This window comes from Hydrocarboniphaga daqingensis, assembly GCF_900129825.1.
GTDB classification, from domain to species: Bacteria; Pseudomonadota; Gammaproteobacteria; order Nevskiales; family Nevskiaceae; genus Hydrocarboniphaga; species Hydrocarboniphaga daqingensis.
The window spans coordinates 204,683-228,942 of the sequence record NZ_FQWZ01000002.1 but is presented as its reverse complement, the minus strand read 5'-3'; the positions used below and the strand labels follow the sequence as shown (position 1 = coordinate 228,942).

22 protein-coding genes are annotated in these 24,260 nt (G+C 65.0%); 8 read left to right on the top strand and 14 right to left on the bottom strand.

Going from position 1 to position 24,260, the window contains the following annotated elements:
- Window positions 1–84 precede the first annotated feature (84 nt).
- Both BUB09_RS04080 and BUB09_RS04075 read right to left on the bottom strand, forming a co-directional pair.
- Window positions 85–744, bottom strand: coding sequence for a thiol:disulfide interchange protein DsbA/DsbL (locus BUB09_RS04080; RefSeq protein WP_072894551.1), 660 nt, complete (start codon window positions 742–744; stop codon window positions 85–87).
- A 27-nt stretch (window positions 745–771) separates the two neighbouring features.
- Window positions 772–1,416, bottom strand: a complete 645-nt coding sequence (locus BUB09_RS04075; protein WP_072894548.1) for a c-type cytochrome — start codon at window positions 1,414–1,416, stop codon at window positions 772–774.
- A gap of 112 nt (window positions 1,417–1,528) precedes the next feature.
- Here BUB09_RS04075 and yihA point away from each other — a divergent pair, with 112 nt between their 5' ends.
- On the top strand, window positions 1,529–2,149 hold the full coding sequence (gene yihA, locus BUB09_RS04070; protein ID WP_072894546.1) for a ribosome biogenesis GTP-binding protein YihA/YsxC: 621 nt from the start codon (window positions 1,529–1,531) through the stop codon (window positions 2,147–2,149).
- 332 nt (window positions 2,150–2,481) lie between these two features.
- Here the strand turns inward: yihA and polA are convergent, their stop codons facing one another.
- The 3 genes from polA to lptM are packed head-to-tail and all read right to left on the bottom strand — an operon-like array spanning window position 2,482 to window position 6,857.
- Window positions 2,482–5,292, bottom strand: a complete 2,811-nt coding sequence (gene polA, locus BUB09_RS04065; RefSeq protein WP_072894543.1) for a DNA polymerase I — start codon at window positions 5,290–5,292, stop codon at window positions 2,482–2,484.
- Between the two features lie 37 nt (window positions 5,293–5,329).
- The gene (lysA, locus tag BUB09_RS04060) at window positions 5,330–6,580 is read right to left on the bottom strand and encodes a diaminopimelate decarboxylase (protein WP_072894541.1); all 1,251 of its coding nucleotides are present in this window, start codon (window positions 6,578–6,580) and stop codon (window positions 5,330–5,332) included.
- 34 nt (window positions 6,581–6,614) lie between these two features.
- Entirely contained in the window at window positions 6,615–6,857 is a 243-nt protein-coding gene (gene lptM / locus BUB09_RS04055) for an LPS translocon maturation chaperone LptM (protein ID WP_084083151.1), read from the bottom strand.
- A gap of 111 nt (window positions 6,858–6,968) precedes the next feature.
- Between lptM and BUB09_RS04050 the strand changes: the two genes are divergently transcribed.
- Together BUB09_RS04050 and BUB09_RS04045 are read left to right on the top strand one after the other, a co-directional pair.
- Window positions 6,969–7,643, top strand: coding sequence for an alpha/beta hydrolase (locus tag BUB09_RS04050; RefSeq protein ID WP_072894538.1), 675 nt, complete (start codon window positions 6,969–6,971; stop codon window positions 7,641–7,643).
- Window positions 7,640–8,149, top strand: coding sequence for a DUF1318 domain-containing protein (locus tag BUB09_RS04045; RefSeq protein ID WP_072894535.1), 510 nt, complete (start codon window positions 7,640–7,642; stop codon window positions 8,147–8,149). The genes BUB09_RS04050 and BUB09_RS04045 overlap by 4 nt, the downstream gene beginning before the upstream one ends.
- Before the next feature lie 46 nt (window positions 8,150–8,195).
- Here BUB09_RS04045 and gyrB read toward each other — a convergent pair whose 3' ends face one another.
- From gyrB to dnaA, 4 genes are all read right to left on the bottom strand, one after another.
- Window positions 8,196–10,598: a DNA topoisomerase (ATP-hydrolyzing) subunit B gene (gene gyrB, locus BUB09_RS04040; protein ID WP_072894533.1), complete on the bottom strand. Its 2,403-nt coding sequence runs from the start codon at window positions 10,596–10,598 to the stop codon at window positions 8,196–8,198.
- A 15-nt stretch (window positions 10,599–10,613) separates the two neighbouring features.
- Window positions 10,614–11,687 carry a DNA replication/repair protein RecF gene (recF, locus tag BUB09_RS04035; RefSeq protein ID WP_072894530.1) on the bottom strand — a complete coding sequence of 358 codons (1,074 nt, stop codon included), beginning with the start codon at window positions 11,685–11,687 and terminating at the stop codon, window positions 10,614–10,616.
- 6 nt (window positions 11,688–11,693) lie between these two features.
- Complete coding sequence (gene dnaN, locus BUB09_RS04030; RefSeq protein ID WP_072894527.1) at window positions 11,694–12,794, bottom strand: DNA polymerase III subunit beta; 1,101 nt, start codon at window positions 12,792–12,794, stop codon at window positions 11,694–11,696.
- A gap of 243 nt (window positions 12,795–13,037) precedes the next feature.
- Window positions 13,038–14,372: a chromosomal replication initiator protein DnaA gene (gene dnaA / locus BUB09_RS04025; RefSeq protein WP_072894524.1), complete on the bottom strand. Its 1,335-nt coding sequence runs from the start codon at window positions 14,370–14,372 to the stop codon at window positions 13,038–13,040.
- A 274-nt stretch (window positions 14,373–14,646) separates the two neighbouring features.
- On the opposite strand from dnaA, the gene rpmH reads away from it, so the two are divergent.
- The 5 genes from rpmH to mnmE are packed head-to-tail and all read left to right on the top strand — an operon-like array spanning window position 14,647 to window position 18,476.
- Window positions 14,647–14,784, top strand: a complete 138-nt coding sequence (gene rpmH, locus BUB09_RS04020; protein WP_072894522.1) for a 50S ribosomal protein L34 — start codon at window positions 14,647–14,649, stop codon at window positions 14,782–14,784.
- 30 nt (window positions 14,785–14,814) lie between these two features.
- Window positions 14,815–15,174 (top strand): ribonuclease P protein component, encoded by a 360-nt coding sequence (rnpA, locus tag BUB09_RS04015; RefSeq protein WP_072894519.1) that lies wholly within the window; start codon window positions 14,815–14,817, stop codon window positions 15,172–15,174.
- The gene (gene yidD, locus BUB09_RS04010) at window positions 15,150–15,374 is read left to right on the top strand and encodes a membrane protein insertion efficiency factor YidD (protein WP_072894517.1); all 225 of its coding nucleotides are present in this window, start codon (window positions 15,150–15,152) and stop codon (window positions 15,372–15,374) included. Before rnpA ends, yidD begins: the two co-directional genes overlap by 25 nt.
- 36 nt (window positions 15,375–15,410) lie before the next feature.
- Window positions 15,411–17,108, top strand: coding sequence for a membrane protein insertase YidC (gene yidC / locus BUB09_RS04005; protein WP_072894516.1), 1,698 nt, complete (start codon window positions 15,411–15,413; stop codon window positions 17,106–17,108).
- Window positions 17,109–17,117: 9 nt separating this feature from the next.
- Window positions 17,118–18,476, top strand: coding sequence for a tRNA uridine-5-carboxymethylaminomethyl(34) synthesis GTPase MnmE (gene mnmE / locus BUB09_RS04000; RefSeq protein ID WP_072894513.1), 1,359 nt, complete (start codon window positions 17,118–17,120; stop codon window positions 18,474–18,476).
- A gap of 21 nt (window positions 18,477–18,497) precedes the next feature.
- Here mnmE and BUB09_RS03995 read toward each other — a convergent pair whose 3' ends face one another.
- Genes BUB09_RS03995 through BUB09_RS03975 form a run of 5 tightly spaced genes read right to left on the bottom strand, consistent with a single transcriptional unit; the run spans window position 18,498 to window position 24,135 of the window.
- Window positions 18,498–19,790 (bottom strand): YncE family protein, encoded by a 1,293-nt coding sequence (locus BUB09_RS03995; protein WP_139250110.1) that lies wholly within the window; start codon window positions 19,788–19,790, stop codon window positions 18,498–18,500.
- A complete protein-coding gene (locus tag BUB09_RS03990; protein WP_072894511.1) occupies window positions 19,768–20,442 on the bottom strand; it encodes a nucleotidyltransferase family protein in 675 nt (224 codons plus the stop codon). Before BUB09_RS03990 ends, BUB09_RS03995 begins: the two co-directional genes overlap by 23 nt.
- Window positions 20,439–21,437, bottom strand: coding sequence for an XdhC family protein (locus tag BUB09_RS03985; RefSeq protein WP_072894508.1), 999 nt, complete (start codon window positions 21,435–21,437; stop codon window positions 20,439–20,441). Before BUB09_RS03985 ends, BUB09_RS03990 begins: the two co-directional genes overlap by 4 nt.
- Before the next feature lie 7 nt (window positions 21,438–21,444).
- Window positions 21,445–23,664, bottom strand: a complete 2,220-nt coding sequence (locus BUB09_RS03980; protein WP_084083149.1) for a xanthine dehydrogenase family protein molybdopterin-binding subunit — start codon at window positions 23,662–23,664, stop codon at window positions 21,445–21,447.
- A 12-nt stretch (window positions 23,665–23,676) separates the two neighbouring features.
- Entirely contained in the window at window positions 23,677–24,135 is a 459-nt protein-coding gene (locus BUB09_RS03975) for a (2Fe-2S)-binding protein (RefSeq protein ID WP_072894507.1), read from the bottom strand.
- Window positions 24,136–24,260: the final 125 nt, after the last annotated feature.

Sequence of the window (24,260 nt, the reverse complement as noted above, 5' to 3'; positions counted from 1 at the left end):
CAACAAAAAGCCCGGCGAGGAGCCGGGCTGCGAAGCGAATGCGCGGGGGGCGCGGGCTTCGCGCGGTCATGCGCATCAGCGGGCCTACTTCTTCTTTTGCTGTTCCTGCCGGACCTTGGCCACCAGCACGTCGAGGCATTTGATCATCGCGTCGAAGCCGCCGTCGCCGAGCATGCCGGCGTTGGTCGTGTACTTGCCGCCAACGACCAGCGCCGGAACGCTGGCGATGCCGTAACCCTTCATCAAGCCGTCGGCGCGGCGCACGCGGTTGTCCACGGCAAACCCGCTGAACGTGGCGTCGAACACGTCGGGCATCACGCCGGTCTGCTGGTTGAAGAACACCCGGACCGCATCCTGCGTGAACAGCGGCAAGTGGCGGGCGTGGAGCGCGTCGAACAGCGGCTTGTGGACCTTGTCGCTGATGCCCAGCGCCTCGGCGGCGTAAAACGCCTTCTGGTGAACGATGCCTTCGGGGCGACCGAGGCTCGACGGAATCCGGACGAAATCGACGTCACCGGGCTTGGTCTTGAGCCAGGCCTCGATCACCGGGTCGAAGTGGTAGCAGTGCTGGCAGCCGTACCAGAAGATTTCTTCGACCAGCACGCGCTTGGCATCTGGTGGCGTCTGCTTGTCGCGGACGACCTTGTACTGCTCGCCTTCCTTGAACTCGGTCGGCCCAGCGGCCGAGCAAACGGAGCTGGCGAACGTCAGCGCCAACAGCAGGGGCCGCAGGAAAGCGCGCATGGTCGGAGTCCGGAAGGGTCGACGGCCTTACTGCAGGCCGTTGACGTACGAGGCCAGCGCCTGGATTTCGGCGTCGGTGAGCTTGGCGGCAACCGCCTGCATCATCTGACCCGTACCGGTAGCGCCGCGTTCGCCGGACTTGTAGGCCGTCAGCTGCGTGGCCGTATACGTCGCGTGCTGGGCGCCGATTCGCGGGTAACCGGCGGCCGGGTTACCGGCGCCGCGCGGACCGTGGCAACCGGAGCAGGCCGGCAGGCCGCGGCTGGCGTCGCCACCGCGGTACAGCGGCTCGGCAACGGCGACCGCATCCTTGCTAGCCAGACCCGGACGAACCTTCTGAGCGGTCAGATAAGCGGCGATGTCCGCCATGTCGGCATCCGACAGCGCGGCGGCCTGGCCCATCATGATCGCGTTCTTGCGCGCACCGGACTTGAACGCCTTGAGCTGGCTGACGATGTAGGTCGAGCCCTGGCCGGCCAGATTCGGCCATTCCGGCATCGCGCTATTGCCGCCCGCGCCGTGGCAGGCCGCGCAAACCGCCGCCTTGGTGGCGCCGGCTGCGGCGTCGCCCTGCGTGAACGGGTCTTTTGCCGGCGCGGCGGTCTGCGCCGACGCAGCAAACGACACCATCGCAGGTGCGGCGAACATCACCGCCAGAAAAAGGCGTTTCATCGAACAGGTCTCCCGGTGCTTGTTGCGGCTGGCTCGTCGGCCCCCGGGTCCGCTGGCGGCAGGGGCGCTAACCAGATAATTTGGCGTCGCAATTCTACACTCCGGTTGGTATATGCAGAATCCCTTTTCCCAGGCGCAGTTTCTGCTGTCCTGCGCCCAATTGACCCAGCTGCCCGCTGACGACGCGCCGGAAGTCGCCTTCGCGGGCCGCTCCAACGCCGGGAAGTCGAGCGCGCTCAACGCGATCTGCGGCCGCCACGGCTTGGCCCGCGTGTCGAAGACGCCGGGCCGCACGCAGCTGATCAACCTGTTTTCGCTGGCCAGCAGCGCGCGCTTGGCCGACTTGCCCGGCTACGGTTATGCGGCCGTGCCCGAGCCGATGCGTAAGAGTTGGGGCCGGCTGGTCGGCGGCTACGTCGAGCAGCGGACCAATCTGCGCGGCTTGTTTCTGATCATGGACTGCCGGCATCCGCTGACCGACTACGACAAGCAGATGCTGGCCTGGGCCGTCACCGCGCGGCGCAACTGCCACATTCTGCTGACCAAGGCCGACAAGCTCGGCTACGGCGCGTCGAAGACGACGCTGCTGAACACGCGCAAGGGGCTCAAGGACATGGGCAGTTCGGCGTCGGTGCAGCTGTTCTCGTCGAGCAGCCACCAGGGTCTGGACGAGGCGCGCGCCAAGCTGACCGAGTTGCTCGCGTCGGAGGCCGGCGTCGAGCTGGTGGCCTGAAGGCCGCGTAACACCACCGCAGAAAAAGCCGCGCCCAAGAAAAAGCCCCATGGACCCGGGGGGTGGTCCATGGGGCAACTGGTTCCGGCTTGGGGGAGGCCGGACCCGCCCAGGGAGTGAGGCGGGGAGCGTGATAAGGGAGAGAACCACGCTCGCAGTCTTGGAGTCGGCACCGCCCGATAAGTTCGCCGCAGCACCGCGCCCGGTTGCCCGCACGGGCTGGCCCGGCGCATCAAGCCATTGATATACAAAGATAATCGCTGAAGCACCCCAGCTTGGGCACCATCTAGACGGTGCGTTCTGGGCGACCAGCGGCAGCAGCCCGGCCGCGCTCAGGCCGAGCGCGCGTGCCCGATCGCCTGGTGGGCTTGATCCCAGTCGCGGGCCACGCCGAAGTCGGCCACCAGCGGCACGGCCAGCGGCGCCGCGCGGCACATGCGGTCGGCGATCGCCGGCGCCATGTCACGGATCAGCGCCTCGGGCCCTTCGAACACCAGTTCGTCGTGCACCTGCATGATCATCCGCAGCGCCGGCGCGGCCGAGGCCAGCCAGTGGTGCAGGTCGATCATTGTGGTCTTGATCAGATCGGCAGCCGTGCCTTGCAGCGGCGCGTTGATCGCGGTGCGTTCGGCGTACTGACGCAAGCCCTGATTGCGCGCGTTGATGTTGGGCAGGTACAGGCGCCGGCCGAACAGCGTTTCGACGTAGCCCTGGACGCGCGCGGATTCGCGCGTGCCGTCCATGAAGCGTTTGACGCCGGGATAGCGGCCGAAGAACCGGTCGATGTAGTCGGCGGCTTCATTGCGGCCGATGCCCAGCTGACGCGCCAGACCAAACGCCGACATACCGTAGATCAAGCCGAAATTGATCGCCTTGGCGGCGCGGCGCTGGTCGCTACCGACTTGGTCCAGCGGCAGGCCGAACACCTCGGCCGCGGTGGCCTGGTGCACGTCCAGGCCGCTGCGGAACGCCTGCTGCAGACGCTCGTCGCCGGAAAAGTGCGCCATCAGCCGCAGCTCGATCTGCGAATAGTCGATCGACAGCAGCGCATTGCCGGGCTCGGCGACGAAGGCCTGGCGGATGCGGCGGCCTTCGGCGGTCCGTACCGGAATGTTCTGCAGGTTGGGGTCGGACGACGACAGACGCCCGGTCGCCGCGACCGCCTGGTGGTAGCTGGTGTGGATACGCTGCGTGCGCGGGTTGACCGCCGCCGGCAGCTGCTCGGCGTAGGTCGATCGCAGTTTCTGCATCGCGCGCCAGTCGAGGATCAGCCTCGGCAGCGGGTGCTGCGCGGCCAGTTCTTCCAGCGTTTCTTCGGCGGTCGACGGGTCGCCCTTGGGGGTCTTGGCCAGCACCGGCAGCTTGAACTTGTCGTACAGCAGCACTTGCAGCTGCTTGGGCGAGCCGAGATTGAACTCGGTTTCGGCCAGCACGAAGGCCTGCTTTTGCAGCTCGTCCATGCGCCCGGCCAACTCGACGCTGATGCGCCGTAGCAGCGGCACGTCGACATGAACACCGTTGCGCTCGATCGTCGCCAGCACCGGCACCAGCGGCATCTCGATCGTGCGGAACACGCGCTCCAGCGGCTCGACTTGTGCCAGTCGCGGATACAGCGTCTGGTGCAGCCGCAGCGTGATATCGGCGTCTTCGGCCGAGTAGGGCGCGGCCTTGTCGATCGACACTTGGTTGAACGTGATCTGGCCCTTGCCTTTGCCCGCCACGTCTTCGAAATGGATCGTGCGATGGTTCAGATACTTCTCGGCCATCGTGTCCATGTCGTGGCGGTTGCCGGCCGCATCGAGCACGTAGCTTTCGAGCATCGTGTCGTAGGCCAGGCCCGCGACGTCGATACCGTGTCGCGCCAGCACGTTGATGTCGTACTTGCCGTGCTGCGCCAACTTGGGCCGCTGCGGGTCTTCGAGCAGCGGCTTGAGCCGCGTAATGACCAGGTCCATCGGCAACTGGTCGGGCGCGCCCAGATAATTGTGCGCCAGCGGCACGTACCAGCCGGTGCCGCTGCGCGTTGCGAACGCCAGGCCCACCAAGCCGGCCTGGTTGGCATCGAGGCTGTCGGTTTCGGTGTCGAAGCAGATCAGCTCGGCTTGCGTCAGCTCATCGACGAGCCGGTCGAGTGAGTCGGCATCCATCACGATCTCGACCTGCGTGGCGGGCGAAGCCACCGTGACGTCGGCGATCTCGTTGGTGCCCGATGCCGCAAAAGCAGCGGCTTCGGGCGCGTCGGACTGCGCGGTGATGGACAGGTCAGCGGACGGCGTCGCGGCCACGCCTTCCAATTCTTCGCGCCAGCGATGGAATTCGAGCTTGCGGAACAGCGCGATCAGCGCCGCATCGTCGCGCGCACCGGGCACCAGTTCGTCGATCGACAGCGGCAGCGGCACGTCGCAGCGGATCGTCGCCAGCTGATACGCCAGCGGCAGGATCGGCAGCGCGGCGCGCAGCTTTTCGCCGATCTTGCCTTTGACTTCATCGGCGCGGCGGATGATGTCGTCGACCGAGCCGAACTCGGCGATCCATTTCGCGGCCGTCTTGGGCCCGCAGCCGGGCACGCCGGGAATGTTGTCGGACGAGTCGCCAACCAGTGCCAGGTAGTCGACGATCCGTTCCGGCGGCACGCCGAACTTGTCGATGACGCCCTGGCGGTCGATGCGCTGGTTTTTCATCGTGTCGAGCATGTGCGTCTGCTCGTCGACCAGCTGCGCCATGTCCTTGTCGCCGGTGACCAACAGCACGTGCAAGCCTTGCTGGCGACCGGCCAAGGCCAGCGTGCCGATCACATCGTCGGCCTCAACGCCGGCTACGGTGATCATCGGCAGGCCCAGCCCCTTGATCAGCGCCAGCACATCGCCGTACTGCATCGACAGTTCGGGCGGCGTTTCAGTGCGATTGGCCTTGTACTGGTCGTACAGCTCGTTGCGGAACGTCGGCCCCTTGGGATCGAACACGACGCAGATCCGCTGCGGCTGATATTCACGCTGCAGCCGCTTGAGCATGTTGGCCATGCCGTAGACGGCGCCGGTCGGCTCGCCGCGCGAATTGCTCAGCGGCGGCAGCGCGTGAAACGCGCGGAACAGCCAGCTCGATCCATCGATCAGCACCAAGGGGTGCGTGGTGGGGGCGGTCACGGGCGGCGGTTACCAGCGGCAGGATTCAGTGATGGGCTTAGCGCGGATCGAGCAGGCGCTCGTTGGCGATCAGGTCGTCGAAACTTTCGCGTTCGCGGACGACGACGGCACGATTACCGTCGACGATGATCTCGGCCGCGCGGCCGCGCGAGTTGTAGTTGCTGCTCATCACGAAGCCGTAGGCGCCCGCGGTGCGCACCGCCAGCAAGTCGCCGGGTGCGATCGACAGCTCGCGGTCGCGGCCGATCCAGTCGCCGGTTTCGCAAACCGGCCCGACCACGTCGTAGACCGCGCTGGCGCGGTCCTGCGGCTGCACCGGAACGATGTCCATCCAGGCTTGGTACAGCGCCGGCCGCAGCAAGTCGTTCATCGCCGCATCGACGACCGCGAACTGCTTGGCTTCGCCCGGCTTGAGCAGCAGCACGCGCGTCAGCAGCACGCCAGCATTGCCGGCGATCGCACGGCCAGGCTCGGTGAAGATCGTCAGCTTGCGGCCAGCGAGCTTGGGCAGAAAGGCCGCAGCCCAGTCGGCCGGTTCGGTCGGTTGTTCGTCGCGATAACGCACGCCCAAGCCACCACCGACATCGAGATGCTGCAGCACGATGCCGGCAGCGGCCAGACGATCGACCAGCGCCAGCACGCGGTCGAGTGCGTCCAGATACGGCGACACGTCGAGCAACTGCGATCCGATGTGGCTGGCGATGCCGACAACCTTCAATCCCTTGCAGGTCGCCGCGTGACGATACAGCCGCTCGGCCGTGATCAGGTCGACGCCGAACTTGTTCTGCTTCAGGCCCGTTGAAATGTACGGGTGCGTCTTGGCGTCGACATCGGGATTGACCCGCAAGGCAATACTGGCGACGCGCCCAACTTGCTGCGCCAACGCGTCGAGCTGCAGCAATTCGTACTCGGACTCGACGTTGAAGCAACCGACGCCATGCTCGAGCGCCAAGCGCAACTCGGCCTCCGTTTTGCCAACGCCGCTGAACACGACTTTGGCCGGGTCACCGCCAGCGCGCAGCACGCGGCGCAGTTCGCCACCCGAGACGATGTCGAAGCCACTGCCGAGCGCGGCGAGCACTTGAAGCACGGCGATGTTCGAATTGGCCTTGACCGCGAAGCAGACCTGATGCGGCACGCTGGACAGCGCGTCGTCGAACGCCCGGTAGTGGCGCTCCAGCGTTGCCCGCGAGTAAACGTAAGTTGGCGTGCCATGCTCGGCGGCCAGATGGGTCAGCGACACCTGCTCGGCGTACAGGGCGCCGTCGCGATATTGGAAATGGTCCACGTTGGTCTGGTTTGGATCGGTTGTTGAGGTCGCGTCAGCGATCGGTGCCCGGCACGGACGGCTTGGGCTGGCGAGGATCGTCAGCGTCGGTCGGCGCTGGCTCGGTGGTCGACGCCGGCATCGGTGCCGGTGGTGGTGCAACCGGCACTTGGGACGCCGGCGGTTTGCGCTTGGGCAGCACCAAGTCGCCGGTCTGGCCGCAAGCGGTGATCTGAACGGTTGCGACCAGGCTCAGACCGGCAATGATCGCGCGTCGGGACATCAAAATAGCGGCCATGGCGGTTACGTCGGCGGAAGTGACGGCAGTTTAACGGCTGCAGCCGCTACGCAGCGCTTGCCTGTCCCTCAGGGCGCTTCGACAATCGCGTCAACTTCGCCGGAGCACCTGATGACCAAGACCGAATCTGCTGACCGGGTGACGCTAGAGCCGGCCACACCGGCAACCGCCGCGATCATCTGGCTGCATGGGCTCGGCGCCGATGGACACGACTTCGTGCCGCTGGTGGCGTCGCTGCGCTTGCAGCCCGCTCAGGCTTGGCGCTTCGTATTCCCGCATGCCTCGGTCATGCCAGTGAGCCTCAACGGTGGCATGCCGATGCGCAGCTGGTTCGACATCCTGTCGCTGGACCGGCAAGGACGTCAGGACGTCGAGGGTATTCGGCGCTCGCAGCAGCGCATTGCCGGCTTGATCGACGAACAGATTGCCTCGGGCATCCCAAGCCGGCGGATCATCATCGCCGGCTTCTCGCAAGGCGGCGCGCTCGCTTTGCACACGGCGCTGCGCTATCCGTCGCCATTGGGCGGGCTGCTGGCACTGTCGACCTATTTGCCGATGGAGTCGACGCTGGACGCCGAGACGTCGACCGCGAACCGGGCGCTGCCGATCCTGATGCAGCACGGCCAGTACGACTCGATTCTGCCGCTGCACTTAGGGCTCTGGAGTCGCGACCGACTACGCGCGGCGGGCTACGGCGTCGGCTGGAACGACTATCCGATGCAACATGAAGTCTGCGACGACGAGGTGGACGCCATTCGCGAGTTTCTGCTGGCGCGGCTGCCGTGAGCGGCGCCAGCGCGCGATGCCGCTTGGCGCTGGCCGGCTTGTTGCTGGCCACGCTGGCCGCATGCACCGCGCTGCGACCCGGCAGCGCGGTGATCGAACCGGAAGCGATCGTCGACGAAATCTGGCGCGACCCGGCGATATCCGATGCCCGTTTGCGCAGCAGCCTGCCGACGCCGGAGCTGCGTCACATAGCCTCGACGATGGAAGCGCGGCTCGCTTGGCTGCGGCCCTGGCTGGACCTGGGCGCGGTTGGATTGGATGCGGAAGGCTATCTGCTGCTGACCGACGCCGAGCGAATCCCACCGGATCAGCGGATCGAGGTCCGCGAATGGGTCGCCGAGGACAATGCCGACCGTGTCGCCCTGTATCGCGCCGCGGCGTCAGCGGACGCCAAGGGCCGTTCGGAAGCCGAGTTCAGGGCGCTGTTCAGTCAGGTCTGGCAGAGCCGCGCAGCGCCCGCTTGGCGCACGGATGCGCTGGCAGATCGCACTGCCGACCCGTTATGACGTGACAAAGCCTTAGCTTTGACGTTTGTCACGTCATTTTTATCACTCAGACGTCGAGATTGCCGGCCATCAGTGCGTGCTTTTCGATGAACTCACGCCGTGGTTCAACCTGTTCGCCCATCAGCGTCGTGAACATCTGGTCGGCGCCGATCGCATCTTCGACACGCACCTGAACCAACCGGCGCTGCGTCGGATCGAGTGTGGTTTCCCACAACTGGCCCGGGTTCATTTCGCCCAGACCTTTGTAGCGTTGCACGCCCAGGCCGCGGCGAGCTTCCGACAACAGCCAGGCGTAAGCGGCGTCGAAATTGCGGACAGCTGACGAGCGTTCGCCGCGACCGACCGTGGCACCGCTCAAATCCTGCGCGATCAGGCGGTCACGCAGGCTCGACATCCGCTGGTAGTCGGCGCTTTCAAAGAAGTCGGTACCCAGCAAGAAGCTGTATTCGAGCCCGTGCAGACGACGGCGCACCAGCACCGAGCGGCCCTCTTCGACAACGCGCGGCTCGACACGGTGCTGGCCTTCGCGCACGTCGGCATTCAACGCCGCCTCGAACTGCGCCGACCAGGCCTCCATCGAGCTTGAGTCGAACGGCGCCGACGGCTGCATCCATAGGGTTTGCAGCACGTGGCGGTCATAACGGCGTGCGAGGCGGTCCATCGTCAATTCGACGTCGCTGTAGTCGCGCACCGTCTGGCGCAGCCGATCCTCCGGCCATGCGGAACCGTCGGCCAGCACCAACCGCGCATCGCTGAGCGCCGTGGTTTGCAGCCAGCGCGCCATCTCGACGTCGTCTTTGACGTAGGTTTCGTGCTTGCCGGCCTTGAGCTTGTACAGCGGCGGCTGCGCGATATAGATGTAGCCACGCTCGATCAGCACGTACATGTGCCGATAGAAGAACGTCAGCAGCAGCGTGCGGATGTGAGCGCCGTCGACGTCGGCGTCGGTCATGATGATGATGCGGTGATAGCGCAGCTTTTCGGGCTTGAGCTCGTCGCGGCCGATGCCGCAACCCAGCGCCGTGATCAGCGTGCCCACTTCGGCCGACGACAGCATCTTCTCGATGCGCGCCTTCTCGACGTTCAGAATCTTGCCCTTCAGCGGCAGGATCGCCTGGAAGTGGCGATCGCGACCCTGCTTGGCCGAGCCGCCTGCGGAGTCACCCTCGACCAGAAACAGTTCCGACTTGGCAGGATCCTTCTCCTGGCAATCGGCGAGCTTGCCCGGCAGGCCCGCAATATCGAGCACTGATTTACGGCGGTTGAGTTCCTTGGCCTTGCGCGCGGCTTCGCGAGCACGCGCCGCCTCGACGACTTTCTCGGCGATACCACGAGCGGCTTTGGGCTGCTCCAGCAGGAAGTCGCGCAGCTTGTCGCCGACGACGGTCGAAACAACCGGCGTAACCTCCGACGAGACCAGCTTTTCCTTGGTCTGCGACGAGAACTTCGGATCGCGCACCTTGACCGACAGCACCGCGGTCAAGCCTTCGCGCGTGTCTTCGCCGGTCATCTGAATCTTTTCTTTCTTGATCAGACCCTGGGTTTCGAGGAAGTCGCCCAGCGTCCGCGTCAACGCATTGCGGAAGCCCGTCATATGCGTGCCGCCGTCGCGCTGCGGAATGTTATTGGTGAAGCAGAACACGTTCTCGGTATACGAGTCGTTCCACTGCAGCGCTGCTTCGACGACGACGCCGTCCTGCTCAGCCTGCAGGTACAGCACCTGGTCGTGAATTGGCGCCTTGCTCTTGTTCAGGTACTCGACGAATGCGCCGATGCCGCCCTTATATTCGAACACGTCTTCGCGCGCGGTCGCTTCTTCACGCAGCACGATGCGGACGCCCGAATTCAGGAATGACAGCTCGCGGAGTCGCTTGGCAAGAATGTCGTAGTGCAGTTCCAGCTTGGTGAAAACGGTCGCGCTTGGGTAGAAGCGGACGCTGGTGCCCCGCTTTTCGGTCGTGCCCGTTTCAGCGAGCGGCGCCTGCGGCTCGCCCATCCGGTATTCCTGCTGGAAGTGCTTGCCCTGACGGTAGATGTCGAGCAACAGCTTTTCGGACAAGGCATTGACGACCGACACGCCGACGCCATGCAGGCCGCCTGACACCTTGTAGCCGCTGCCGCCGAACTTACCGCCGGCATGCAGGATCGTCATGATCACTTCGGCTGCGGACCGGCCCTCTTCCGGCATGATTTCGGTCGGAATACCGCGGCCGTTGTCGTGCACGCCGACGCTGCCGTCTCCGTGGAGAATCACCGAGACCTCGGTGCAGTAGCCGGCCAGCGCTTCATCGATCGCGTTGTCGACGACTTCGAACACCATGTGATGCAGGCCGGTGCCGTCATCGGTATCGCCGATATACATGCCAGGCCGTTGGCGTACCGCCTCCAAACCCTTCAGCACACGGATACTGGTCGCGTCGTAAACCTGCTCGTTTTCTGGCGTTGTCATCAATCGGTACTCGTATCAAGGCGCAGCTGTCAGGCTGAGCTGGCCATGTTCCACGTGGAACATCCGCACATCCTGCTGCTTAAACGCCGTCGGTAACTCAAAAGCCGTTATGAAGATCTGGCCGGGGTATCGGAATAGAGCCCGCGCAAATCGTTCTTGAAAAGCCGCCGACAACTCGGCCCCGAAATCATCAATCAAGATCACCGGAGCCGGCCGACCGTGGGCGATCAGAATCGCACATTGTGCCAGCACCAGCGCCGCCACGAGCAGCTTCTGCTGCCCTCTCGATACACGTCCCTTGGCTCGCTGCCCCGCCAACGACAGCTTCAGTTCCGCGCGATGCGGACCCTGCGCCGTCGTGGCCAAACGCCGGTGCTGAGGCAGCTGTTGCTCCAGCACTTCGCGATAAGGCGTCTCAGCATTCCAGCCCTGCATGAAGTCGATTCGGGCGCCCGCGATGTCGAGCAGTTCGGCGACCCAGTCGGCTGCCACCGAGCTCAACGCGGCCGCATGGGCTTTGCGCATCGCGGTCACGGACTCAGCGGCGAGGCTCAGCTCCTCGTCCCATGCCGAGATCGCGCGATCACTCGACCCCAATCTCAACGCCTGATTGCGCTGCTTCAAGCAACGCTGGTAACGCTGCCAGGTCGCGTAAAACGAAGGTTCCACGTGGAACACACCCCAGTCGAGGTAGCTCCGGCGGTAGCCAGGGCCCTCCTCAACCAATCGATGTCCGATCGGATCGATCAGCTGCAACGGCAAGGTTCGCGGAAGCGCTGAAGCTCGAACCTTCTCGCCGTTCAGACGCTGTTCCTGCTCGCCATCCATCCAACCGATGCCAAGCCGATCATGCTGGGCCTCATGCTCGATATCGGCGTACAAGCTCCAACCTGATCCACTCGGGCCCAGCAGCTCAGCCGCTTCAGAACTGCGAAAGCTGCGAGCCCTACCGAGCAAATACAGTCCTTCCAACAAGCTGGTCTTGCCCGCTGCATTGGCGCCGACGATCAGATTCAGCGACGGCGAAGGCTCCAGCTCGAACCTCGAATACAGGCGCAGGTTCTGCCCTCGCGCCTGACGGATGTGCATCCTCGATCAGAGCCGCATCGGCATGATGACGTACTTGCTCGACGCATCACCCGCTTCATGCAGCAGCCCGCTGGATTCCGCGTTCTTCAGTTCCAACGCCACTTCCTGAGCCGCCATAACGCCCAGCGCGTCGAGCAGGTAGTTAACGTTGAAGCCGATCTCCATCGCTGCCCCGCTGTACGAGACCTCGATTTCTTCCTCGGCCTCTTCGTGCTCCGGGTTGTGCGTCTGGAGTTTGAGCACACCCTCGTCGAGCAACAGACGAACGCCGCGGAACTTCTCGTTCGACAGAATCGCCGTCCGCGCCAATGCACGACGCAGGGTTTCGCGATCAGCGGTGACCCGCTTGTCGCCGTTTTCCGGGATCACGCGCTCATAGTCAGGGAAGCGACCGTCGATCGTCTTCGTCGTCAACTTGACGCTGTCGATATCCACCATCGCCTGGCCCGGCGCGATCACCAACGACACTTCTTCGTCGGTGTTGTCGAGCAAACGGCTCAGTTCGATGATCGACTTGCGCGGCAAGATCGCCTGCATGGACTCGGTCACGCCGATGTCGCGAACCAACTCGCTGAACGCCAGACGGTGGCCGTCGGTCGCAACAGCGCGCAAGCGCTTGGGCGAGACATCGATCAGCAAGCCGTTGAGGTAGTAGCGGACATCCTGCTGTGCCATCGCGAACTGGGTTCGCTCCAGCAGCAACTTCAACTCGGCCCGCTTCAGCGTCACCGCTACGCCGCCTGCCGCCGCACCCATCGACGGGAACTCATCGGCGCGCAGCGACGACAGCGTGAACCGGCTCTTGCCGGAGCGCACCGTGACCTTGTCGGCCGCCGCCTCCAGCGTCAGCTCAGCGCCTTCGGGCAAACCGCGGCAGATATCGAACAGCTTGCGGGCCGGTACGGTCGTCCGACCCGGTGCAAGGTTCTGGACGCGGGCCCGGCCGATCAATTCCATTTCAAGGTCGGTGCCGGTGACCGTCAGCACGTCGTCGGCAACATCCAGCAGGAAATTGCCGAGTACCGGCAACGTCTGGCGACGTTCGACGACACCGATGACGGACTGCAGCGCACTCAACAACTCGTTTCGGCCGACTTGGATCTTCATGTCATCACCTTTCTCGGTGTTCTTTATTCAAAATCAACAATAGTAGAGCGACGTTCCCGCTTGGGATAACTTCCCACAATCCTTTTAAATCCAGATACTTGAAAGACCTTGGCAGCACTCGTGGAGCTGTTTGACGAGCATCGCTCAAACTGTGGATAAGCGCTGCATCAATTGCGCTCCCAAAACCCCACAAGCTTATCCACAACTTGCCACCCCCACCGTTTCACAGCTTGTGCAGCCGGCCTAGAAGCTCAGCTGACGCAGCAGATTCTCGTAGTCTTCACGGACACGCTGGTCCTCTTCTCTGAGCTTGGCGATGGTGCGACAAGCATGCAGCACCGTCGTATGGTCCTTTTCAAACGCAGCACCGATCTCCGGCAAGCTGTGCTGCGTCAGTTCCCGGGCCAAGCTCATCGCGATCTGTCGCGGTCGAGCCAGGGAGCGGTTCCGCCGAGGCGAGCGCAGCTCTTTCATTTGAATGTTGTAGTACTTGCTGACGGTTCCCATGATGTTGTCGATGGTCACCAAGCGCTCGTAATGCGCCAGCATGTCGCGCAGCGAATGCCGGGCGAACTCGATGCTGATCGTCTCGCCCTGCAGGCGTACACCGGCCGCCAATCGCAGTAGCGAGCCTTCCAGTTCGCGGACATTGGACCGGATGTGCTGGGCCACGAAGAACGCGACCTCGGTCGACAGGCTCAGATGGAACTGCTCGGCTTTGGCCAGCAGGATCGCAACCCGGGTTTCGAGGTCCGGTGGCTCGACCGATACGGTCAAACCCCAGCTGAAACGCGACTTGAGACGATCGTCGAGCCGGTCCAGCTCCTTCGGGAAGCGGTCGCAAGTCAGCACGATCTGCTTGCGCCCGTCCATCAAGGTGTTGAACGTGTGGAAGAACTCTTCTTGATTGACGGCCTTGCCGGCAAAGAAGTGAATATCATCGATCAGCAGCGCGTCGGCGGACCGATAGAAGCTCTTGAACTCTTCCGTGTTGTTGTGACGAAGCGCGGCGACGAACTGGTTGACCCATTGTTCGGCCCCTACATAAACGACACGCGCCCTGGCCGAGCGTGCGAGCAGTGCATTGCCGATGGCATGCATTAAATGAGTCTTGCCCAGACCCGACGCTCCGTAGATCAGCAACGGGTTGTAGGCCACGCCCGGTGACTCGGCGACATGCTGGCAAGCGGCGCGAGCCTGGGAGTTCGACTTGCCTTGAATGAAGCTGTCGAACGTGTAACGTGGATCGAGCTTGCCGTTCTGCGTCCAGCGTTCCGGCTCGATCGGGCCGCTGGTCGGGGAGCTACCAGCGCCGCTCAAGCTGCGCGCCTCGGTCGCGGTGCTGACTTCGACGGGCAAATCAGCGCCGTCGCAGGCCAGCCAGGCGCGTTGGATCGACAGAACGAAATCCGCGCGAACCCGCTCCATCACCATGCGGTTCGGAGCGGTCACCAACAGCCGATCCGGTAGGCGCTTGACCGATAACGGCCGGATCCAGGTGCTGACGTCTTGGCCGCTGAGCTCGCCTTCCAGCCAGTCGACGCAGCGAGCCCATGTATCGAACTCTGGAATGCTCATCGGCCGCTGTGCTCGGTTGGAGAAAGAGGACGCAACATGGGGTAAAGCAGCGGTCTTCCTTAGAAAAGGGCTGCCCGCGAATGCAGGCGCCGACGACGGCGCGCTCGAGCTCGGGGCTCGACACCAGGCAGCACGGGTAAGCCTCAGAGTCTAACCGCGGCACCCGTAGTTATCCACAGCGAGTGTCGCTAAGCGCCTCGATCGCCCAGCTTGTTCCCGGGCCCGTGTTGCCGCTACAATCCGCGCCCTTTTTTGCTGTTGATGATGACTCGCCATGAAACGCACCTTCCAGCCGCATTCGCTGCGCCGTAAGCGCACCCATGGTTTCCGCGCCCGCATGGCAACCGTCGGTGGCCGCAAGGTGCTGGCCCGCCGTCGTGCCAAGGGCCGCGCTCGCCTGACGCCGGTCTGAAGCCGGCAGCGCGCGGCCGGCTGAGCGCCTTTGCGCTTCACCCGTCGTGCGCGCCTGCTGAACCCCGCCGACTTCGAGCGGGTGTTCAAAAGCGGCCGGCGTGAAACCACGCCGCTGCTGACCGCCGTGGTCTGCGCCGGCAGCCTCGACCAGCCTCGGCTGGGCCTGGCCATCTCCCGCAAGCAAGCGGCACTGGCGGTCGACCGTAATCGCCTCAAGCGGCAAATCCGCGCCAGCTTCCGCGAAGCGCAAGCTCGATTACCGGCCTGCGACATTGTCGTGATGGCAAAACCCGCCGCTCGGAGTCGCCCACGGGCCGACTTCGACGCCGATCTGCAGAAGCTCTGGATCCGCATCGCCCAACGATGGTCCGCTTCCTCGTCATCCTGATTCGCTTCTATCAGCGCTGCATCAGCCGGTTCCTACCGCCGCGCTGTCGCTTTCATCCGACTTGCTCGCATTACACCGTCGAGGCCTTGCAACAGCACGGTCTTGCGCGAGGCGCTACGCTAGCGGCCCGCCGCATCGTGCGCTGTCATCCCTTGAACCCGGGCGGATACGATCCCGTGCCGCCACCCCGGTCGCGCTGACCGGGCAGACTGCTGTCGCTCTGAACTTAAGTCCCCATGGAAAACCGCCGTTTCATCTTGCTCGCCGTTCTTGGCGTGCTGATCTTTTTCATCTACCAGTCCTGGCAGACCGAGCACGGCCCCAAGCCGGTACTGACGCCGCCGGACACCGTGGCGGCCGAAGCAACGCAAGCGCGGATCGACGCTGACGTACCGACCATCGGCGGGCCCGCCGAAGCAGTACCCGGCAACACGCCGGTGATGGCACGCAACGCACGAATCGCGATCGTCACCGACCTGTTCGTCGGCGAAGTGTCGACCACCGGCGGTGATCTGCGCCGCCTCGAACTGATCGGCTACCCGTTGTCCAAGGACCAGCCCGACAAGAACGTGCCGCTGCTGAACGATCGCGACGGCCACTACTTCGTGCTGCAGAGCGGTGTCGCGGGCTCGGACAAGGCGCTGGGCAGCCATCTGGACGAGTTCGTCGCCGCGCAGACCGAGTACCGCATGGCGGACGGCGCTGACACGCTCGACGTGCCGCTGACGCGCATCGATGCAGCGGGCAATCAGGTGACCAAGACCTACCGCTTCTATCGCGGTCGCTACGAAGTCGAGTTGATCCAGCAGGTGCGCAACGGTAGCGCCGAGCCGCTGACGGCCAGCCCTTATGTGCGCATGGTGCGCACGCCGGTTCCGATCGCTGAAGAGCCGCGCTTCGTCCACACGTTCACCGGCGTCGGTGTCTACGAGCGCAAGCCGAACTCGGACAAGTACCGCTTCCACAAACTGTCGTTCGACGACATCGATGATGGTGCATACGCCGTCGAGCAGCAGGGTGGCTGGTTGGCGATGCTGCAGCATTACTTCGTCGCCGCGATCCTGCCGCCGCAGGACGAAGTTCATAAGTTCGATGGCAAGGCGGCCACGGACCAGCGCTATGTCGCGCAGTACTTGGGCGCAACGGCGAGCATCGCGCCGGCCGGCGAGCAGACGTTCAGCACCAAACTGTACTTGGGCCCGAAGCTGCAGGATTCGATCGGCAAAGCCGCTGCCGGTCTCGAGCTGACGGTCGACTACGGCTTCCTGACGTCGATCTCGGAGCTGCTGTTCGTCGTCATGGAAAAGCTGCACAAGCTGACCGGCAACTGGGGCGTGGCGATCATCCTGCTGACGCTGATCGTCAAAACCGTGTTCTATCCGCTGGCCGCCGCGCAGTACCGCTCGACCGCCAAGATGCGCAAGTTCGCGCCGCGTATTGCGGAGATGAAGGAGCGCTATGCGGGTGATCGCGAGCGCATGTCCAAGGCGATGATGGACCTGTACAAGAAGGAAGGCTTCAACCCGCTCGCAGGTTGCTGGCCTCTGCTGGTGCAGATGCCGGTGTTCTTCGCGCTGTACTGGGTGTTCCTTGAAAGCGTCGAATTGCGCCAGGCGGACTTCGCGCTGTGGATCAACGACCTGACCTCGCCGGACCCGTTCTTCGTGCTGCCGGTGATCTATGGCGTCAGCATGTTTGCGATGCAGCGCATGTCGGGCCAAACGGCCACGATGGATCCGATGCAGCAGAAGATGATGAACGTGATGCCGATCGCGCTGACCGGCTTCTTCGCCTTCTTCCCGGCCGGTCTGGTGCTGTACTGGTGCGTGTCCAACCTGATCAGCATTGCGCAGCAGGCCTACATCACGGCGAAGATCGAGCGTGACGAGAAGAACGGCAAGCCGCTGATCAAGGCACCCAAAGCCGGCAAGTAAGCACAGCGGATGGCGACGAACGATACCATCGCCGCCATCGCCACGGCGCCGGGTCGCGGCGCCATCGGACTGCTGCGGCTCAGCGGGCCGCAAGCGCAGACCATCGCAACCGCGCTGTGTGGCACGCTGCCGGCGCCGCGCACCGCCGGTCTGCGCGCGTTTCGCGACGTGACCGGCGCGATTCTCGATCGCGGCTTGGTACTGCATTTCGTCGCACCGCATTCATACACCGGCGAAGATCTGGTCGAGCTGCAGGCGCATGGCGGCCCGGTGCTGCTCGACTGTCTGCTGCAGGCCGCTTGTGCGGCCGGCGCTCGTGTTGCTCGCCCTGGTGAGTTTTCGGAGCGTGCGTTCGTCAACGGCAAGCTCGATCTGGCCCAAGCCGAAGCCGTCGCTGACTTGATCGACGCCGCCAGCCGCGAAGCGGTCACCGCAGCGCAGCGTTCGCTCGATGGCGAGTTCTCGCGACAGCTGACGCAGCTGGCCGAAGCGCTGCTCGAAATCCGCGTCTGGGTCGAAGGCGCGCTGGATTTTTCCGACGAGGATGTCGACTGGCTCGCTGATGCGCGCCTGCACCAGCGCTTGCAGCAATGGCGTGGCGAGCTAGCGCTTCTGCAAGCGCAGACCTCTCAGGGCCGCCGCTTGCGTGATGGCATGACGATCGCGATCGCTGGCCAGCCGAACGTCGGCAAGAGCACGCTGCTGAACCGACTCGCCGGCGTTGAAGCGGCCATCGTCAGCGACCGCCCCGGCACCACGCGCGATCTGTTGCGCGAACACTTAATCATCGACGGCATGCCGTTGACGGTGATCGACACGGCCGGGTTGCGTGACACCGACGATGCCATCGAGCGCGAAGGCATACGGCGCGCCTGGGATGTGATGCACAAGGCCGAAGCGGTGCTGTATGTCAGCGACGACCGCGATGCCGACTCGGCTGAAGATCAGCGCCTGCTGCAGCAACTGCCGTTGCAGATCCCGGTGCTGCACATTCGCAACAAGAGCGATCTCAGCGGTGCGCCCACACAAGTGTTGCGCACGCCACGCGGCATCGAGCTGAGGCTGAGTGCCGCTACCGGTGACGGCATCGAGCTGCTGCGCCAGCAGCTACGCGAACTCGCTGGCTGGAATCCGGCTGCCAGCGACAAGCAGACGATCTTCACCGCACGTACGCGCCACTTGGTGGCGCTGCAGGCAGCCGCCGCGCATGTCGACACCGCTTACCAAGGTCTGCTGCATCAAGCCCCGGCTGAAACCATTGCCGAAGAATTGCGGCTGGCGCATCAGCAGCTCGGTGAGATCACCGGCCAGGTCAGCAGCGATGATTTGCTCGGCAGCATTTTTTCGCGGTTCTGCATCGGCAAGTAAGCCGCCGCACCGCGCGACACCTCAGCGTGCCGTGTCGACCGCGCTGCTCAGCAAGCGACCCATGCGCGAACGCTGCGGATGATTGCCGACCGGGATCGTTGCGACCTGTTCCTGGCGAGCGTAGTCGATCACCGCAATCTGGTCGGCGCCTGCAATCGATACGAAGCAGTAGCGACCGTCGGTGCTCGTCGTCGACCAGTACGGCGTGGCGCCGGTCGGGAAGATCTTGTACTGCAGCGTCTGGCGATTGATCAGCGCAATGTAGTTGTCGACCGTGCCGGCGGCGCACAACTGCGTGCCATCGGGACTGATCGCCAGTCCATGGTGTGCGCTGTCGAGCGGGTACAGTGCCAGCGGCTTGTCCGGCACCGCGTTCGGTAGCGTGGCCACGCGCAGTACTTTGTCCTGCTCCAGGTCGTACTCGACCACGCCGTGGAAGAACGACAGCTGGAAGTAGAACAGACGCTCATCGGGCGCGATCGCCATGGGACGCACGGCCGAGCTGAAATTGGGATAACCCGCCTCGGCGAGCTTGGCGCCGATATCGACTTTCTTCAGCACCGTGCGCGTGCGCGCATCGACCACTTCGAACACGCGTTCGCCCTTGGTCGTGTCGAACAAGGGCACATCCAGCGGCGTGAACACGGTGCCGATGCTGGCGTGGAAGATGCGGCTGCCGTCCTTCGAATAATTGTTTTCATGCGGCTGATCGCCGGATGCAAAGCTGCCGACGACGGCGCCGGTCGCGGTGTCGAGCACCATGACTTTGCGCTCGGTCGATGCCGACACGGCCAGTTCCTTGCCGTCTGGCGACAGGGCCATGTGATCGGAGCGATAGCCGTCGACCGGCGTGCGCCAGACGATGTTGCGCGTGCTCAGGTCAAAGGCGACCACGTCGGAAAAACTCGGCCGCGACACGTACAGGAAACGCCCGTCAGCCGACGTGAAGCCATCATCGACCAGCTGGTCGTTGCCTTCGCCGATCAACTGCCGCACGCCGAGATATTCGGCATAGCGCACGGGGTTGGCGCGAATCTCGGCCACGCGCTGCTCGCGGTCCGGCACGATGTTCAAGCGCAGCAGTCGCTGGAAGCTTTGCGGGTCGATGAAGTCGGCCGTGCCTTCCCAGTTGTTGCTGACCACCAGCACGTCTCGCGCGGCGGTCGGCACGGGCGCAGGTCCGCCAGAGCCGACATCCGGCGAGTTGGCGCCGCTGCTGCCGCTGCCGCAGCTGGCCAATGTCAGCGCCGTCAGTGCAGCCGTCAGGCCCAGCGAAACGGTGCGCAGCGTGTCAAAGCGATTGAGCCGGGTCATCGTATGTTGGCGGTCCGTGGCGGCGAAGGGTCGAGGCCCGGCGGCGTGGCGGACGACGTTGCGCACGCAACCAGTCGCGGCGGCGGTCGATGTCGTGGAGCACGCTGTCGTCAGTCGTGACGTAGCGCAGCGTCCAGCCGGGCTGGGCCAAGATGCGACGTGCACCTTGATCCCCGGTCAGCATCATAAGGGCCGGAAACAGCGAGCGCGCCAGTAAAACCGGATTACCCCGCCGCCCATCGCACACCGGCAGCACCGCGTCGTCGCCGCGTGTGAACGCGGCCAGTAGTGCGTCGATGACATCGTGGCGCACGCCGGGCATGTCGCCCAGACAGACCACCACGCCGTCGAGACCGGCCGGCAACGCAAGCAAGCCGGCTTGCAGCGAGCGGGCCATGCCCTGCCGATGATGGCGGTTGTAGCGGCATGGCCAGCGCCGTCCGCGACGTGGCTGCGCGATCGCTCGCACCGCGTGCTGCTGGTGGCCGGTGACAACGACGGTCGGCCCAACGGCCGACGCGGCCACCGCTTGCAGCACGCATTCGATCACGCGCGTGTTACCGAGCCCGGCCAACAGTTTGTTGCGGCGGGTGCGGCCGAAGCGGCGCGACCGTCCGGCGGCCAGCACGATGCAGCCGATGCGAACGCTCACGCGCGCGATCGCGCCGCGATGACTTCGGCCAGAATCGCCAGCGCGATTTCCTGCGGCGTGCGCGCGCCGATGTCGAGCCCGGCCGGTGTGCGCAATCGCGACAGGTCTGCGTCACCAAAGCCGTCGGCGCGCAAGCGCTCAACGCGCAGCGCTGCCTTGCGACGACTGCCGAGCGCGCCGATGCAATACGCCGGCGAGCGCAACGCAGCGGCCAGTACCGCGTGATCGGTGTCGGCGTCGTGCGACAGCGTGTAGATCGCGCAACGCGTATCAATCGACAGCGCCGCCAGCGCCTCGTCGATGCGGCGGCGATCGTAGTGTTCCGTCGCCAACGGCAGGACGGCGTCGGCGACCGGCCCGCGCGGCCGCAGCAGCCGGATCTCGACGCTGAACGTTGGCGCCAACTGCATCAAGGCCAGCACGATCGGATCGCCGCCGACCAGGATCAATTGCAGCGGAGGACGCTGCAGTCGCTGATAGCGACCATCGCACCAGCCCTCGACCGCATTCGGCGCGGCGTCGGCGACGTCTATCCGCCCAGTCTCCGGATCGCTGCTGATCGACAGCGTGCGTCGCTCGGTGCGCGCGCGGCGCAGTTGCCGCGCATAACCGTCACCGTCGACGACGACGCGAACCAGAATCCGGATGCGGCCGCCGCAGGACAGCTGCACGTCCAGCACCGGGCTGCCGGCGCCGTAGTCGAGCAACCTCGGGTGACCGTCGGCCAATGCGGCGCGCGCCTCGGTGGCCACGGCTGCTTCGACGCAGCCGCCGGACACGTAGCCGGCGATTTCGCCGTCGTCGGCGATCGCCATTTCCGAGCCGACCGGCCGTGGCGACGAGCCGACGACCTCGACCAGCGTGGCCAGTGCATAGCGGCGGCCCGCTGCCGCCCAACGCTCCAGCGTCGGCAGCAGGTCGTCGACCAGTGCGTAGGTCGGCCACGCCGGCCAACCACCGGGCCAGGCGATCGCGCTTGCGTCGTCGGCTGCCATCGACGTGTCAGGCGCGCGTGAACGTCTGCCCGGCCAGCGGCAGACGGCGTACGCGATGCCCGGTCAGGCTTGCGATCGCATTGGCCACGGCGGGCGCCAGCGGGGGCACGCCCGGCTCGCCGACGCCGGTCGGCGCCTGCGTGCTGTTGACGATGTGCACGTCGACCTTGGGCATTTCGTCGATGCGCAGCACGCGGTAGTCGTGGAAGTTGCTCTGCGTGACCGTGCCCTTGGCGATGTCGATCTGGCCATACAGCGCAGCGGCCAGCGCAAAGCCGACGCCACCTTCCATCTGCGCGACGATCTGGTCCGGGTTGACCGACACGCCGCAGTCGACGGCGACAACGACGCGTTCGACGCGTACCGAGCCGTCCGGCTTCAAGCTGACTTCGGCGACTTGGGCAACGTAGGTATCGAACGAGTAATGCGAGGCAAAACCGCGCGCCTTGCCCGCCGGCATCGGCGAGCTCCAGCCGGCCTTGTCGGCCGCCATCCGGATTACGCCCGCCAAGCGCGGCTGGTCCTTCAGCAGTTTCAGGCGGAACGCGACCGGGTCCTGGCGAGCGGCGTGAGCCAGCTCGTCGAGCATCGTTTCCATCACGAACGCCGTGTGCGTATGGCCGACCGACCGCCACCACAACGGCGGCACCGCCTGCGTCGGTGAATGCAGCTCGGCGGTCATCGCCGGGATTTTGTATGGCGTTGGCCACACGCCTTCGGTGGAGCTGGAATCGTTGCCGTCCTTGATGCCCGCCGCCATCGGCGTGGCGGCCATGATCGACTGGCCGACGATGGCGTGTTGCCAACCCACGACGTCGCCTTGCGCGTCGAGCCCCGCTTTCACCGCGTGCACGTACAGCGGGCGGTACCAGCCGGCACGCATGTCGTCTTCGCGGGTGCGCTGCACGCGCACCGGCACCGGTCGGCCGATCGCCTTGGCGACGTTGACCGCTTCGACGACGAAGTCCGACGCGGCATTGGCGCGGCGCCCAAAGCTGCCGCCCGAGATCAGCGAATGCAGCTTGACCTTGTCCATCGGCAAGCCGGCGGCCTTGGCCGCCAGCGCGTGGTCGAATGCCGGGAACTGGTGCGCGCCCCAGGTTTCGAGCATGCCGTCGTGCAGCCAGGCGACGCAGTTCAGCGGCTCCATCGGTGCATGCGCCAAGTACGGGAATTCGTAGACCGCTTCGACGCGGCTCGCGGCCGAAGCCAGCGCCGCCGCCGTCTGCGGATCGCGCGTTACCGTGGCGCCGCCGGCGCCTGCCGCCCGCTGGCGATAGTCCTGATACAGCGCGGCGGTGTTCAGGCCGCTGGCGCCGCCGTCCCACTGCACTTTCAACGCGCGTCGGCCCTGGATCGCCGGCCACATGCCGGTCGCGACCACGGCCACGCCTTCGGCCACCTGCACAACGTCGGTCACGCCCTTGATCGCCTTGGCGGCGCGGGCGTCGAACGAGATCAGCTTGGCGCCGAACGCCGGTGGCCGTTCGATGACGGCGGTCAGCAAGCCCGGCAGTTTCACGTCGATCGTGTACGTCGCCTTGCCGGTGCACTTGGCCAGCGAATCGACGCGCCGCGTCTGCTGCTTGCCGATCAGCTTGAACTGCGACGGGTCCTTCAACGTCACGCTCTGCGGCACCGGCTGTTGCGAAGCCGCCACGGCCAGCTCGCCGAACGTGGCGCGATGCGCGCCGCTGCGGAGCACGCCGTTGCTGACACCGATGCTGGAAGCCGGCACTTTCCAGCGCTGCGCCGCGGCTGAAACCAGCATCGAGCGCGCGGTCGCGCCGGCTTGGCGCATCTGCTCGAAGCTGTTGGCGATTGCGGTCGAACCGCCAGTGCCCTGACTGCCGAACGCAAGGTTCTTGTACAGCGCCGCATTGGCGGGCGCGTATTCGATGTTGACGGCGGCGAGCTCGGCGTCCAGTTCTTCGGCCAGGATCGTCGCAAGGCCGGTGGTGGCGCCCTGGCCCATCTCGTGGTGCTTGATCACCAGCGTCACGACGTTGTCGGGTGCGATGCGGACGAATGCATTGGGCGCAAACGCCCCCGGTGCCACCTCACCGACGTCGGCGGCCGCGGCTTTCTTGTTCGCGGCCAGCTGCAGGCCGAACACCAGGCCGACCGCGGCCGTGTTCTTCAGAAAATCACGGCGGCTCAGGCCGGCCGTTGCGGAGTCGTCGGCCGCGAAGATCGCAGCGGCCGTTGCAGGATCGATCATGCGCATGGCGTTCTCCGGTCAGGCCGACAGCTGCGCTGCGGCGGCGTGAATCGCTGCGCGAATCCGCACATAGGTCGCGCAGCGGCAGATGTTGCCGCCCATCGCTTGATCGATGTCCTCGTCGCTCGGCTTGGGCTTGGATTCGAGCAGCGCCACGGCGCTCATGATCTGCCCGCTCTGGCAGTAGCCGCACTGCACGACGTCGAGATCGACCCAAGCCTTCTGCACCGCTTGCGCGGTCTTGGACTGCAAGCCTTCGATCGTCGTGATCTGCTTGCCGGCGACCACCGACACTGGCAGCGAACACGAGCGCATCGGCATGCCGTCCATGTGCACGGTGCAGGCGCCGCACTGCGCCATGCCGCAACCGAACTTGGTGCCGGTCAGGCCCAGGTTGTCGCGCAGCACCCATAGCAGCGGGGTCGTGGGGTCGACATCGACCGACTGTGATTGGCTGTTGACCTTGAATTCCAGCATTGGCGTTCCCCTGCTTGCGATCGTGACGGCCGCGCGGCGTCAGCGATCTGTGGCTTTGCAGCATACTCAAACCGCGTTGCCGTCGAGCGACACCGGAGCGCGATCGACGCTGCCGTATCATGCTG